Genomic DNA, 13708 nt, shown 5'->3' with positions numbered 1-13708 from the left:
ACTGGGGCCCCAGGCGAGCGTTCGTGCGAGCGAGCGAGACCCTCGAGCTCCTTCAGCTCGGCATCGGCCCGCACTTGCGCGATGTGTCGCTGATCGCCGCCGCCGGAGGGCATTTGAGTCTTGCCCTCGAACTCGACGGAGTGGGCCATGTTTCGGCCTATCAGCTCTCCGATGGCCAGCTGACCTATCTCGCCTTCGTCGCGCTCGTGCAGCTCGACGAAGGCCGGACCTTGCTGTGCTTCGACGAGCCGGAGCAGCACCTGCACCCCGAGCTCCTCGGGCGGGTCGTCCAGCTCTTGGTCGCGGCGAGCGAGCGCTACCCCGTCGTGTTGGCGACCCACTCCGATCACATCCTCGATCTCCTGCCTGACCCAGTCTCGTCGGTGCGCGTGTGCGAGCTCGACGACAACCACCAAACGGTCTTGCGCAAGCTCGACGCCGAGCAGCTCGAAAAGTGGCTCGAGCGCTACCGCGGCCTGGGCGAGATCCGAGCCGCCGGCCAGCTGCGCTCCGTCCTCGCCGAGCGAGAGTCCGCCTGATGAGCCGCCCCATCCCGATCTTCTACGAGGATGACTGGGGCGCCGTGAAAGAGTTCGGCCTCCATGAGCTGCTCGTCTCGAGCATCGCTGACGCAAAGAAGGTGGACTACTGGACGCTCCGCCCTCGCTTCGAGGCGATCCCAAACAACGCGGCAGCCGACTGCCTCAAGGAGTCGCGGCCGGCCAAGAACAAGCTCCTCCGAGATCGCTTGTTGTTGAAGGTCGCACGGCTCCCATCGCCAGACGGCCGAGACTGCGTCCGCCGCAAGGTCCCGTCCTTCGACGAGTGCGTCAACGCGATCGCCTCCGCGACTTAAATGCCGGCCACGAAGTTCGCCAGGCACTCCGCGAGCGCCGGCGAGCCGAGCACCTCGGAGTGCCTTCCCGTCCCGCAGTCGCCGTTGGTCACCACGCTGACGGCGACGCCGGGCTCGGCCACGCCCTCGAGCGCGGCGCCGAGCTTGTGCGCCTCCGCGTCGTCGACCCAGTTGTCCTGCGGCGAGTGGATCAGCAGCGCGTCGGCGTCGACCGGCGGCAGCCCGACGTCGACGGGGTTGAGGGCGAGGAAGGTCGGGGAGCCGACGCGCCAGCAGGGCAGGCCGAGCTCGGCGTCGGTGCAGGTCATGGGCTCGCCGGGGGCGGAGCCGAAGGCCCTCCGGGTGGCGCAGCTGAACTGGCCGTTCCAAAAGTCGTCGTCGTAGAGGTCCCAGGCCTCGACGTCGTAGATGCCCTCGAAGCCGGCGAGGCCCGCGGGCGGGTGGGCGAGCTGGGGGCCGAAGGTTGGCGTGCGCAGGTAGAGCAGGGCGGCGAGGTGGGCCCCGGCGCTGTGGCCCCCGACGACCATGGCGGCGGGGTCGAGGCCGTGCTCGTCGGCGCCCTGCTGGAGCTCGGCGACGGCCGCGGCGAAGTCCTCGACCTGCTCGCGGTAGACGTCGGGGCCGCCCTGGCACTGGCCCCCGAGGGCGCCCGAGAGCCGGTAGTCGAGGCTCGCGCACGCGACGGCGCCCTGGCTGGCGAGCACGACCTGCTCGCAGGTCACCGCGAGCTCGCCCTTGCTGCCGCCCTGCCACAGGCCGCCGTGGGCGAGGACGAGGGTCGGCAGGGGGCCCAAGCGGGCGGGCTCGGGGGTGTAGAGGTCGAGGGACTCGCCGTGCTCGCCGTAGTCGAGCTCGGTGACGACGACGCTGAGCTCGACGGGCTCGGTCTCGCCGGTGTCGGTCTCGGCGTCGCTCGAGCCCGCGGAGGTCGAGCTCGTCGAGGTGGTCTCGCCGCTGGAGTCCGCCTCCCCCGAGCTGTCACTGGAGGACTCGGCGCTCGTCGACCCGGCCTCGTCGCCCAAGTTGGTGTCCGTCTCGGTAGGCCCGCGCGTTCCCTCGCCAGCCGAGCTGGTCCCGCAGGCCGCGAGCGTCAGGCCGAGGGCGGCGCTCAGACACAGTTGCCGAAGACGCAGATGCTGCCGTTGCAGTGGCCCTGGAACTCGTCGCAGGGGTCGCCGCTGCTGCCGTCCCAACATTGATCGTCCTTGCAGTAGTCCTGACAATTGTCGTCACCCGCGCAGGGGTCCCCTTCGGCGCCCGCGTAGCACGTCGAGAGGTCAAATTCGCAGCTTTCGTTGCAGGCCAGGTTACCGTTTAGAAAGCCGAGGCTGTAGCAGTCCTCGGCGTTGAGATCCAGACCGTCGCAGTCTTCGCCGGGGTCGAGGATGTCGTTGCCGCACTCGGCCATCATGCCGTCGTCGGTCGTCTCGGTGGTGTCCGTGCCGCCGTCGGTGGTGGTATCGGTTCCACCGTCGGTGGTGTCCGTGCCGCCGTCGGTGGTCGTCGTGTCGCCCTCGTCGGTGGTCGACTCGCCCTCGTCGGTGGTCGTCGTGTCGCCCTCGTCGGTGGTGGTCGACTCGCCCTCGTCGGTGGTCGTCGTGTCGTCCGCGCTCTCGGTCGAGCTGCCGTCGGCCGACTCGCTCGAGCCGTCGGTGTCGGAGCCGACCTCGTCGTCGGTGGTCTCGGTCGCGGCCGTGCCCGCGGCCTCGTCCCCGCTGCCCTCACCCAGACCGGTCGTGGTGGGGGAGCAGGCTGCGAGGAGGACGCAAGCGAAAGCGAGCGCAGATCCCGACATTGAAGGAGAAGCCATGCTCCATGGAAACCCATGTCAGCCACAAAATCCAGTTAGGTGGTGTTTACCTTGCCCTCCCGCGGTCTGGGGCGCATCCTGTGCTGCGCCCGTGACGGGCCTGCAACCCGCCAGACCATGGATCTCGGCTACTTCTTCGAAAAAGGCGGCCCACTCATGTGGGCCATCCTCGGCGCGGCGGTCGTCGGGCTGTTCGTGTTCTTCGAGCGCATGTACTCGCTGCAGCGTTCCAAGGTCGTGCCCCGTGCATTTGTCGACCGCATCCGCGCAATGGTCGCAAAGGGCAAGACCTCCGAGGCCCAGCTGCTGTGCGAGGAGAACCGCTCGAGCATCGCGCGGATGATCGTGGCGAGCTTGCAAGCCTACGCCGACGGCAAGACCCGCGCCGAGATCAAGGAGGCCGTGGAGGAGGTCGGGGGTCGGGAGGTCGCGCACCTCGACAAGAACGTCGAGATCATCGGCACCGTCGCCTCGATCACCCCGCTGCTCGGCCTGCTCGGCACGGTGGTCGGCATGATCCAGGTCTTCCAGCGCTTCGTCGACGCCTACGCCAACGGCCAGGCCACGCCCGACGTGTTCGCCGAGGGCATCTGGACCGCGCTGATCACCACGGCCTACGGCCTGATGGTCGCCATCCCCATGCTCGTGCTCTACAAGTTCGTGCAGGGCCGCAACGACCGGCTGATCGTCGAGATGGAGGAGGACGCCATGGGCATCGTCGACCTCCTCGACGAGGCCAAGCGGCGCGCCGCGCAAAAGGCCGCGGCTGAAGCAAAGGCCGAGCAGGACGAGGGGGACGAAGGGTGAGCCTGCTGGCTCGGGACGGCGCCGCGACCCGGCACCGTCGCCGCCGCAACCAGGGCGCCGTCGTCGAGCTGACCCCGCTCATCGACATCGTCTTCCAGCTGCTGATCTTCTTCCTGCTGACCGCGACCTTCCAGGAGAACTCGTCCATCGACGTGGATCTCGCGCGGGCCAAGAACCAGCAAAAGTCGCCGACCAGCGAGGCCGTGGTCGTGTCCATCGACTCCAGCGGGACCATCGAGGTCGACGAGGTGATCGTCGACCCGGGCGCCCTCGAGAGCTACCTGTGCTCGGAGTCCAAGGGCGGGCGCACGACCCTGCACGTGCGCGCCGACAAGGACAGCCGCCACGAGGACCTGGTCCAGGCCATGGACGTGGCCAAGACCTGCGGCTTCGAGAAGCTCGGCATCCTGCACCAAAACTGAGAGGGTCGGCCAGAATGAGGCGCGCCGCCTCGGCTCTGAGCTCCAGCGCGCTCAGGGGTTCCAGGTGACCAGCCAATCCATCAGCGCGCGGTAGGTGTAGTCGCTGACCCAGCGCGGCTGGCAGTAGCCCATGACGTCGGGAGTGTCCGGGGGGAAGAACTCGCCGGTCCGGTAGTCGTAGCCCTCGACGCCGATGCTCCCGTCGGGGTAGGGGTAGCTCGGGTCGAGCTGGTTTGGGTCGCCGCAAGGGGCGTGAGAGCGCCCGTGCATGTGGCCGAGTTCGTGGACCAGGGTGCTCTCCGAGAGAGCGTCGGCGAATGCGGCCCCCACGGCGAAGCCCACGTGGAGCTGGCCGGCCGACTCGGAGGTGCCGGTGGGACAGGTGGGGCAGAATTCTTCGCGGGTCTCGGCCCCCGAGATGAGGCCGTAGTAGTAGACGTCGGCGGGGGGCTGCTCCTCGTCGCGGAGCTGCCCGAGGCGCACGAGGTGCTGGCCCATGTCGACCGTCGGGCCGTCGTCGAGGACCTCCCCGACGGTGAGGATGACCTCCGTGGTCGGGTAGATCGCCCGGACCGCGTCGGCGAAGCCGTCGAGGATCTCGGGGGTCGTCTCGGGCACGAAGCCGGCGACGAGGAATGGGACGATGTGGATCTCGATCGGCCCGGTGCGTCGCGCCCCGAGCTCGGCCCTTCCGGCGCTCGGGAAGCGAGCTGCGTTCGGGTCGTCGCCGCCTGGGACCTGATCGCACTCCACAACAGAGACGGCGTACCGAGCCTGCTCGACGACTGTGTCCGCGGGGAGCTCGACCAGAAAGCTCGTCGTCGGATCGCCCGGGGTGCTCGGTGCTGCGACCACGCGCTTGTCGAAGAACAGCTCGGGCGTTGCATCCTCGACCTCGACCTCGACGCGGGCGGACAAGGTCCGCGCCGACCAGTCCGCGGGGAGCTCGAAGTCCACGCGCACGACGAGCTCGCGCCCGGCGACGACGTCGGCGATACGGGCCGTGGGCTCGACCTCGACGGCGGACTGGGCCATCGGAATGCCGATGACCTGGTAGGCGGTCACGTCCGAGATCGAGAGCCCGCTAGCGAGGGCGTCTCCGCAGGCGTCGGGGCCAGCACCGGCGCCGGTGCCTTCGTCGGCGTTGCTCGTCTCGTCGCCTGTGGTGTCTCCGAGTGTTTCCCCATCTGCGCCGGTATCTCGTCGCTCGGGCGCACTTGCCGGGCACCCGAGCGACAGCGCGGCGAGAGCGAGAAGAGGGGACAAGGGGCGTATGCGTGGAGGCAATGCTGGGCTCGCTTTCATGGCTACTACTGGAGCGAGGTCGACTTCAGCTAGGCTAGGAGCTGCACCGGCGACGCAGCAAGGCAGAAAAACTGACTCGCGCGAGAGCCTGGCTGCAGAGCACGGCTCATGCCTCAGCGTCCAACCACTCCCCCTCTCAACGCGCTCCGAGCCTTTGAAGCGACCGCGCGGCTAGGCTCGATGAAGCAGGCGGGCCGGGAGCTGTGCGTCACGCCTGGGGCGGTCAGTCAGCAGGTCGCGAACCTCGAGTCGATCTTGGGCATCGGGTTGTTCGAGCGCCGGGGCGGGCGGCTGATCCTGACGCCTGCGGGTCGACGCTACTTGCCGCCGCTGACCCGAGCGCTCGACGAGCTCGAGGCGGCCACGGTGGATCTGGTCACGCACGGCGGCGACGCACGGCGCCTGGTGATCGGCTCCCTGCACACCTTCTCGATCAACTGGCTCATCCCCCGCTTGTCGGGCTTTGGCGCCGCGCACCCGGACATTCGCCCGGTCGTCGAGACCCTCGAGCTGAACTTCGCCACACCCAGCCGCGCCCCGGACGTGTCGGCGCGGTGCATCGACGTGGGCTTTTACTATGGCGACGGGGAGTGGCCCGGGATGATCTCCCATGAGCTGTTCGCCGAGTCCCAGGTCGTCGTCGCCAGGAAAGGCTTCGTGCCGCCCGGACTCGCGGGAGATCTCGAGCGGCTCGTGTCCAGCTATCCCCGGCTCGTACACACGACGCGCCCGCGGGCGTGGGACGAGTGGTCGGCGAGCACGGGCATCACACTCGCGGGCCCCCCCGGGCCGGGTTTCGAGCACTTGTTCATGGTCATGGAGGCGGCCCGCAACGACATGGGGCTCGCGCTACTTCCCCTCCAGCTCCTTGGCCGCGCGTTGGTGATGGGGGAGCTCGAGGTGCTCTCGCCCGAAGCTTCGCCCAGCCGCGGCTCCTACTACCTGTTTTACTCAGCGCTGCGTGCCGCGGAGCCGAGCATCTGCGCGTTCCGGGATTGGGTGCTCGGGCTGTGCCCGTGAGTCGGGCGTGCGCTGTGCTAGAACCCGCGGCGATGGGTTCATGGACAGCGCTCTACGTCCACGAAAGATCGGTCGATGCGGTCGCGTCGTGCTGCCAGGCCTGGCTCCACGCGAACCGAGGCTGGCGTCAGCGGCTGTTGTCCCGGGAGGTCGTCGTCGCGCAGCGCGAGTACGCGGACTGCTCGCTCGGGTGGGGCCTGCGTGGGCCCCGCCGGACGCCGGAGCGTCCGTGACCCTCGTCAGCGCTCGCTAGTCGCCGAGCCAGCGCAGCGTGCCGGGCAGGGGAGCCTCGAAGGTGCTGCCGTCGGTGAGGTCCTCGATGGTCCACGGCTGGGCGGGGTCGCTCGACAGCGGCCGGGCCGAGCAGCGCCCCTCGGCGGCGAGGGCGGGGTAGCTGCCGTAGTCGTCGGTGATCAAGACGTCGTCGACGGCCCGCGAGATCTGGAGGGCGCTGCCGAGCAGGGCCTCCGGCGGCGGCGGGCCCCAGTCGCCGGGGTTGAAGCAGTACTTCTCGCCGGGCGCGAAGCTCCGCAGCCAGTAGCTCCCGCCGCTCCCGCCCAGGGTCGAGCCGATGTTCTCGGCGATGGGCCCGAGCCCCGGCAGCAGCTCCCAGTCGCCCTCGGGCGAGGGCAGCCGCCACACGCTCGCGCTGTTCATGTCGCGCCAGGTCGCCACGAGGCTGCCGTCGCTCTCGACGCGGAAGCGGCTGTGGGTGCACTCGGGCACGGAGTGGCCTGGCGGCGGGAACAGCTCGAAGTCCTCGCTGACGTCGCCGTCGAGCAGGCGGACCAGCCGCTCGGCGCTGCCGTCGGTCACGATCACCCAGCGGCTGATCGGACTCGCGCGGCTGATCCACCACCCGTTGAACAGGTAGGTGTCGAGCTCGGGCCAGGGCACGGACTCGATCTCGTTCACGCGCTGGTTGATGAGCACCATCGTGTCGTCGACCTCGGCGAGGTAGGCGAGGGTGCTGTCGGCGAGCCAACTCGAGATGTAGCCGTCCCAGATCTGGTGCGCGGGCCACAGGTCCTCCTGGGTGCTGACGTTGTGCCAGCGCGGGTAGGACTCGCCGACCTCGTTGGCGAGCCAGTCGTCCTCGCCCACGGACCGGGCGATGGCCCCCTCGAACACGTCGACGATGCCGTCCTCGTCGAGGACCATGGAGTAGCTGATGTCCGTGTTGTTGAAGGCCGAGTAGAGGAACAGGCCCACGCGGCCGTCCGCGGCCAGCTTGGGGCTGCGGCCCTCGGGCTCCCACATCGCCTCGGCGTGCTCCCACACGACGGCGCCGGTGTCGCGATCGTAGACGCGGTAGTAGGCCGCGTTGTGGGAGCCGCCCGCGAGGTCGTCGTAGACCGAGGCGAAGATGTAGTCGCCGTTGGCGCCCGTGACCAGGGCCGGCTCGGCGTCGGCCGGGGCGTTGGGGAAGCTGGTGTCGAGGGCGAAGGTCTCGCCGCTGGCGCGCATGAGGTGGACGGTGGCGTCGGCCTCGTTGGTGATCATCGCAACGACGTGCTCGGGGTCCCAGCCGCCCCCGGGGCAGGACTCGCCCACGGGGCCCCCGCCGGTCTCGGACTCGGACTCGGACTCGGACTCAGACTCGGTCTCGGTCTCGGTCTCGGACTCGGTCTCGGACTCGGATTCGGTTTCGGTCTCGGTCTCGGTCTCCGTCGTCGTCTCGGACTCGGTCTCCGTGGTGGTCGACTCGGACTCGGACTCGGACTCGGACTCGGACTCGGACTCGGTCGTGGTGTCGCCCGGGCCGTCGGTGCTCGTATCGACGTCGTCGCCTGCCTCCGTCGCGGTCTCGTCGGCGACCTCGTCGTTGCCTCCATCGTCGCCGACGCAGGCGAGGCAGGCAGCGAAGGCGAGGGTGGCGGCAATTCTGGTTGGTTCAGTGGTCACGGTCATAGCGTATCTCGCATGTTGCGCGGGTGTCTGCCGGCTCGTCAGCCTGGTACGGTGCCAACCTGCTCCGTCCATGCCTCCCCCATGGCCGCTCGAGGCGTCGCCGTCACTGGAGCTTCGAGCTCGAAGGGCGGCACGCAAAAGCCAGCGCAATGCGTGAAATCTTGCTCAGGTGTCACTGCGTGGTGACAGGACCCCGTTGAGCGGACAGAGCATCGCCTCATAGCGTCGCGGCGCCAAGAGGCTCCGATGAAGCTAAAGCAAAATGTCCCCCCTCCCTCCCTTCCGACCGGCCTGAGCCGACGCGGGTTCTTGTACTCGGCGCTCGCCGGAACCGCCGTCACCGCGCTGCCCTCCCTCGCCATGGGCGCGAGCGCAGGCCCGAGCCCCTACGGCTCCATCGCCCCCCGCGACGCGACGGGCATCCTGCTGCCCCAGGGCTTCACGGCGCGGATCATCGCAGTGTCGGGCCAGTACGTGCCGGGCACGAACTTCGAGTGGCGCGACGACCCCGACGGCGCGGCGACCTTCCCCGACGGCAGCGGCGGTTGGTACCACGCCGTCAACCACGAGCGGAGCAGCAACGGCGGCGTGTCGGTGATTCACTTCGACGCGAACGGCGACATCCTCGGGGCCTACTCGGTGCTCAGCGGGACCCGGCGCAACTGCGCGGGCGGTCCGACCCCGTGGGGGACCTGGCTCTCGTGCGAGGAGTACTCGGACGGCATGGTCTGGGAGTGCACGGTCACCGGCGCGGGGCAGGGCGTCGCTCGACCGGCGATGGGGCGCTTCAACCATGAGGCCGCCGCGGTCGATCCCGTCCGCCAGCAGGTGTTCTTGACCGAGGACCGCTCGGACGGCCTGTTCTACCGCTTCACCCCGAGCAGCTACCCCTCGCTCGGCGCGGGGACCCTCGAGGCGGCCCGCCTGGACGCCGCCGGCTACGTGTCGTGGGTGACGATCCCCGACCCGGGCGCGAGCAACGAAGACACCCGCTACCAGCTGTCCTCGAGCCAGATCACCCGCTTCAACGGCGGCGAGGGCATCTGGTACCAGGACGACAAGGTGTGGTTCACCACCAAGGGCGACAACGGGGTGTGGGAGTTCGACCTGCTCACCAACCGCATCACCAAGATCTGGAACGGCGGCTCGCCCCTGACCGGCGTCGACAACATCACGGTCGAGCAGGGCAGCCAGGACCTGTTCGTCGCCGAAGACGGCGGCAACATGGAGATCGTCATCATCGACAACCAGGGCAACGTGGCGCCCTTCTTGCGCGTGCCGAACCAGGGCGGCTCCGAGCTCACCGGGCCGTGCTTTAGCCCCGACGGCACGCGCATGTACTTCAGCTCGCAGCGCGGGACCAACGGCAACGGCATCACCTACGAGGTCACGGGGCCGTTCCGCGGCACGGGCGCGACGCCGCCTCCGCCCCCGCCGCCCCCGGTGCCGACCGGGCACATCGTCATGCTCGAGAACGTCGAGTTTGGCGGCAACTTGACCGAGATCGCGACCAACGACATCGCGCTCACCAGCGACACCGGGGCGAGCGCGCAGTGGGAGCTCGTCGACATCGGCGGCGGCCGCTACCACCTGATCAACCAGGCCACCGGCCGCTACCTCGACGGCGACGGGACGGCCACGCTGGTCGGCACGAGCAGCTCGGCGGCGAGCGACGACGAGTGGCAGCTCGACGACTTCGGCGACGAGGTGTTCACCCTCTACAACGGCTCGCACTCGGGCTACCTCGACGCGAACTCGAACAACCGCGTCTACCTCTACGGCGACCAAAACGCCGACGCCCAGTGGCGCTTCATCACGGTCAGCGGCGGCCAGAACCCTCCGCCAGTGGCCATTCCGGAGGACACCAAGAGCTACGCCCTCGAGAACCTCCGCTACGGCGGCTTCCTGACCGAGATCGGCTCCAACGACGTGGCCCTCACCGGCGACCTGACCAGCGCCAAGGCGCACTGGCGCTTCGAGCGGATCAGCGGCGACCAGTATCACCTCGTCAACCTGAACACCGGCCGCTGGCTCGACGGCGACGGGGCGGGCAACCGCGTCGGGACCAGCAGCTCCCCGGCGGCGGACGACGTCTGGGAGCTCAACGACTTCGCCAGCGACGTCTTCTCCCTGCGCAACCTGTCCGCGAACCGCTGGCTCGACGCCGACACCGACGACTACGTCCGGCTGTGGAACGACGAGCAGGACGACGCCCAGTGGCGCCTCATCGGCGTGGACTGACGCGTCGCGCCGCGGCGGCGTTCGGGCGCTTGCCCGGGCGTCGCTGCTCCGTTCCATGAACGGACAGAGACTGTGAAGTTTTCACAGTCCCTGTCTGTTTTAGCCGTCGTGGACGACGCCGCGACCTCCCTGCTCCGCGTCCACGACTCCGAGACTGTCAACGAATCCACGCCCCCGCGAGCGGGGGCGACCACGAGCCTTCTCGAAGGCACGAACTCCATTGCCCAGCAAGCCAAAGCGGAGGAGCGGAGCGACGAAGCGCCCCCGGTCCCAGGCGCCCGTGGGGGCAAAGTAGAGCTCAGGCGTCGTCCTTGAGGACCTTGAGCCGGACCCAGCCCCACGCGAACTGCCAGTCCTCGCGCTCGATCAGCCCGGTGACCGTCGCCAGCGCGGCGTAGCCGAACAGCACGATCGCCGTGGACACCGCGAACTCCGCGATCGCCGGCCATTCGAGGAACTCTTTGAGGAACCAGGCGCCCGCGGCCGGCACGGCAGCGGCGGCGACGATCTTGAGGTAGCCGAGCAGCGGCAGGGTCTCGGTGAACTTCACGCCCCAGGCCTTGGCGATGAAGTAGCAGTAGAAGGCGACGGTCGGCACGAAGGCGATGGCCGTACCCATGGCGGGGCCGATGAAGCCGAGGGTCAGGGCCAGGGGCACGCTGATGACGATGTTGCCGGCGAGGGTCAGCATGGCCGAGCGCATGACGTACTCGGGCTTGCCGGCGGCGATCATGAAGCTGCCGAAGGCGGAGATCCGGCCCATCATCAGCAAGGTGTAGAAGCTGAACACCTCGGCCGAGCGGGCGTAGTCGTCGGTGAACGCGGCGGTGATGAACTCGTGGGCGCCGACCAGGAAGACCACGGACGCGGGCACGACGATCAGCGAGACCTTGAGGATCGAGCCGCGCCAGATCTGCACGGCCTCGCGCCGGCTGGCCTCCGTGCCCTCGTTGAACAGGCGGGCGAAGCGGGGCAGGTAGACCGTGCCCAGGGAGTAGGCGACGGTGGTGATGATCGGGATCTGGAACGCGCCGGTGCGGTAGAGGGCGACCATCTCCGCGGGGAAGAGCGCGACGATCAGCCACATGTCGACGTTGGCGTTGAGGATGTTGACGACGTCGGTGACCCCCAGCGGGAGGGCGTAGCGCAGCAGCTCGCGGACCGGGGTCACGTCGCCCTCGGGCTCGCCGGCGTCGCCGTAGAGCCGTCGCAGGTGGCGGAGGAACACCCAAAAGGGCACGGCGCCGCCGACCGCCATGGTCGCGATGATGCCGAGCACGCCAAAGCCCAGGCTGGCCGGGAGCACGATGGCGACGGTCGCGACCAGCGAGCGCACCACGCCGAAGCCGGCGGCGGACTTGGGCTCCTTCTCTGCCACGAGGACGTTGGGGAGGATCCGCGTGGGCAGGTCGATGAGCGCGTAGACGCCGAGGATGGGCAAAAAGCGCAGGGACTGGGTGAGCTCGTCGTCCTCGCGCCCGCCCTCGTCGCCCGCGACCAGGTCGCCGATGAGGTGGAGGATGTCCTGGCCCAGCCAGCCGCCGATGGCCATGAACACGGCCATGATCACGCTCAGCCCGAACATGATCCGCAGCAGCTTACCGACGATGGCCTTGCGCGTGCCGGTGTCCTTGTCGGCCAGGAAGTAGAGCGTGGCCCGGGGGAAGCCGGCGGTGATGACCGTGCTCAAGGTGGTGTAGATGAGCAGCAGGCCCGCGACCGCACCGACCTCGCCCTTGCCGAGGATGCGCACGATGATCAGCGGCGCGAGGACCTCGGACAGCGAGGCGGTGATCTTGCCCCACACGAGCACGCCGGCCTGGGCGGCCTCGCTCTGGCCCTTCTTTTCGGGCTCGGGCGCCGGCTCGGGCTTGGACTGTGGCTCGCTGTCGCTCACGGGGCGCCGCTACTTACCACGGGGTTTGCCACGGGGTTTGCCACGCGGTTGGCCGCGGGTGACCTGGTCCAAGAGCGCCGCGAGCTCGGCGCTGGCGCTGCGCGAGTCGACCCCGGGGGGCAGGGTGCGCTCGACTCGACGCCCCCGCCCGAGCTGGTAGGCGGCGCGCAGGGACTCGGCGATGCCGGCTGCGTCGCCGAGCTCGCGGGACTGCGCGCCCCCAGCTGCGTCCATGAGCCGGCGCAGCTCGGGGTTGTCGGCGACCACGAGCATCGGCCGCTCGCTCATCAGGTAGTCGTAGACCTTGGCCGGGATGCGCTGCGCCGTCGAGTGTGAGAAAGACAGCAACAAATCGGCCCGGTCCATGAGCGCGCCGATGTCGAGGTAGGGGGTGAAGGGGCCGCGGCGCAGCATGCCCTCGACGCCGAGGGCGCTGGCCTCGGCCCGCATCTCGTCGGGCAGGCTGCCGGTGACCACGAGCTGGAGGGCATCCTCGCCGATGCCCTGGGCGCGCAGCTGGGCGAGGGCCTCGAGCACGGCTCGGCCCTCGACGAAGCGGCGGAAATTGCCCATGAACAGCACGCTGAAGCGATCGAAGACCGCGTCGAGCTGGGCGGGCGGGGAGGCCGTGGCCGAGTCCGCGTCGCCGGCGATGAGCTCGGCGTCGCCATGGTTGCGCAGGTAGCCAAAGCGCTCGGCGGGCAGGTCCGCGTAGTGCCGGCGGTAGTCGTCGCGGGCGGTCTCGGTGTTGAGCAGCACCAGCGACGCGGCCTCGACCGCGCGGCGCTCGAACAGGTCGACGAGGCGGCGCTGGGGCGGCGGCCGGAGCTTGCGGCGCAGCTCGCAGCACGACCACGGATCGCGCAGATCCTGGATCAGCGGCAGCCCGGTCTCGTTCGCCAGCCGTGCGCCGACGAGCATGGCCGCGTAGGGGTCGGCGTTGACCATGATCGCGGCGCAGTCCGGGTGCGCGCGCAGGACCGCTCGAGCGGCGCGCAGGCTGTGTCCAACACTGAACAGGTGGGCGCCGAAGGGGTTGATGTCCTCGGCCCGGAGGGGGAGCCTGCGCTTGTTCTTGGCCGGCGCCTTGCCCATGCGCGGGGTGTGGGGCCGGGCCTTGGCCGACACCCGCCGCTGCTGGTCCCGGCGCGCGCTCGCGTTGGCCTCCGCCGCCTGGGCGGCCCGGCTGTAGTTGCGGATCACCACCGTGGTCTCGGGAATTGCCCGCTCCAGCCGGGGATCGGCGTCGTCCTGGGGACGCAGATCACACAGGACCACGGGGGCCCAGTCGCTGACCTGGGGCAGGTGGCGGGCGAACTTGAGCGGTCGCAGGGCCCCGACCCGCGTCATCGGCGGGAAGAAGGGGCTGATGTAGAGGAAGCGGCGCACGCGGCCCGTCTTTTTATGCCCCGACCCGGGATCTGCCAAGGGTCTAGGAG

12 protein-coding genes and 1 pseudogene are annotated in these 13708 nt (G+C 69.5%); 7 read left to right on the top strand and 6 right to left on the bottom strand.

Features of this window, described 5'->3' with window-relative positions; genetic code table 11:
• Positions 1 to 23 precede the first annotated feature (23 nt).
• Positions 24 to 539, top strand: a complete 516-nt coding sequence (locus PPSIR1_RS22775; RefSeq protein WP_157595859.1) for an AAA family ATPase — start codon at positions 24 to 26, stop codon at positions 537 to 539.
• The gene (locus PPSIR1_RS22770) at positions 539 to 856 is read left to right on the top strand and encodes a hypothetical protein (RefSeq protein ID WP_006973513.1); all 318 of its coding nucleotides are present in this window, start codon (positions 539 to 541) and stop codon (positions 854 to 856) included. Before PPSIR1_RS22775 ends, PPSIR1_RS22770 begins: the two co-directional genes overlap by 1 nt.
• On the opposite strand, the gene PPSIR1_RS22765 is transcribed toward PPSIR1_RS22770, so the two are convergent.
• Together PPSIR1_RS22765 and PPSIR1_RS43550 are read right to left on the bottom strand one after the other, a co-directional pair.
• Complete coding sequence (locus PPSIR1_RS22765) at positions 853 to 1878, bottom strand: alpha/beta hydrolase (RefSeq protein WP_006973512.1); 1026 nt, start codon at positions 1876 to 1878, stop codon at positions 853 to 855. The genes PPSIR1_RS22770 and PPSIR1_RS22765 overlap by 4 nt on opposite strands.
• 86 nt (positions 1879 to 1964) lie before the next feature.
• Positions 1965 to 2651, bottom strand: coding sequence for a hypothetical protein (locus PPSIR1_RS43550; RefSeq protein WP_006973511.1), 687 nt, complete (start codon positions 2649 to 2651; stop codon positions 1965 to 1967).
• A 57-nt stretch (positions 2652 to 2708) separates the two neighbouring features.
• Between PPSIR1_RS43550 and PPSIR1_RS22755 the strand changes: the two genes are divergently transcribed.
• On the top strand, positions 2709 to 3473 hold the full coding sequence (locus tag PPSIR1_RS22755; protein ID WP_157595858.1) for a MotA/TolQ/ExbB proton channel family protein: 765 nt from the start codon (positions 2709 to 2711) through the stop codon (positions 3471 to 3473).
• A complete protein-coding gene (locus tag PPSIR1_RS22750) occupies positions 3470 to 3895 on the top strand; it encodes an ExbD/TolR family protein (protein ID WP_006973509.1) in 426 nt (141 codons plus the stop codon). The genes PPSIR1_RS22755 and PPSIR1_RS22750 overlap by 4 nt, the downstream gene beginning before the upstream one ends.
• Positions 3896 to 3946: 51 nt before the next feature.
• On the opposite strand, the gene PPSIR1_RS22745 is transcribed toward PPSIR1_RS22750, so the two are convergent.
• Positions 3947 to 4960 carry a M66 family metalloprotease gene (locus tag PPSIR1_RS22745; RefSeq protein ID WP_006973508.1) on the bottom strand — a complete coding sequence of 338 codons (1014 nt, stop codon included), beginning with the start codon at positions 4958 to 4960 and terminating at the stop codon, positions 3947 to 3949.
• 348 nt (positions 4961 to 5308) lie between these two features.
• Here PPSIR1_RS22745 and PPSIR1_RS22740 point away from each other — a divergent pair, with 348 nt between their 5' ends.
• Positions 5309 to 6220 (top strand): LysR substrate-binding domain-containing protein, encoded by a 912-nt coding sequence (locus PPSIR1_RS22740; protein WP_045116570.1) that lies wholly within the window; start codon positions 5309 to 5311, stop codon positions 6218 to 6220.
• Between the two features lie 249 nt (positions 6221 to 6469).
• Here the strand turns inward: PPSIR1_RS22740 and PPSIR1_RS22735 are convergent, their stop codons facing one another.
• Positions 6470 to 8125, bottom strand: coding sequence for a hypothetical protein (locus tag PPSIR1_RS22735; protein ID WP_198154590.1), 1656 nt, complete (start codon positions 8123 to 8125; stop codon positions 6470 to 6472).
• A 297-nt stretch (positions 8126 to 8422) separates the two neighbouring features.
• Here PPSIR1_RS22735 and PPSIR1_RS51305 point away from each other — a divergent pair.
• Positions 8423 to 9538, top strand: a pseudogene (locus tag PPSIR1_RS51305) (alkaline phosphatase PhoX); the annotation flags it as partial.
• 57 nt (positions 9539 to 9595) lie between these two features.
• Positions 9596 to 10372 (top strand): RICIN domain-containing protein, encoded by a 777-nt coding sequence (locus PPSIR1_RS51300; protein WP_420813373.1) that lies wholly within the window; start codon positions 9596 to 9598, stop codon positions 10370 to 10372.
• Positions 10373 to 10670: 298 nt separating this feature from the next.
• Here PPSIR1_RS51300 and PPSIR1_RS22725 read toward each other — a convergent pair whose 3' ends face one another.
• Entirely contained in the window at positions 10671 to 12269 is a 1599-nt protein-coding gene (locus PPSIR1_RS22725; protein WP_006973504.1) for an oligosaccharide flippase family protein, read from the bottom strand.
• Between the two features lie 9 nt (positions 12270 to 12278).
• Positions 12279 to 13658, bottom strand: a complete 1380-nt coding sequence (locus PPSIR1_RS22720; protein ID WP_006973503.1) for a glycosyltransferase — start codon at positions 13656 to 13658, stop codon at positions 12279 to 12281.
• Positions 13659 to 13708: the final 50 nt, after the last annotated feature.

The organism is Plesiocystis pacifica SIR-1 (assembly GCF_000170895.1).
In the GTDB taxonomy this organism is placed as follows: domain Bacteria; phylum Myxococcota_A; class Polyangia; order Nannocystales; family Nannocystaceae; genus Plesiocystis; species Plesiocystis pacifica.
This window is presented reverse-complemented; position numbering and strand designations above follow the sequence as displayed.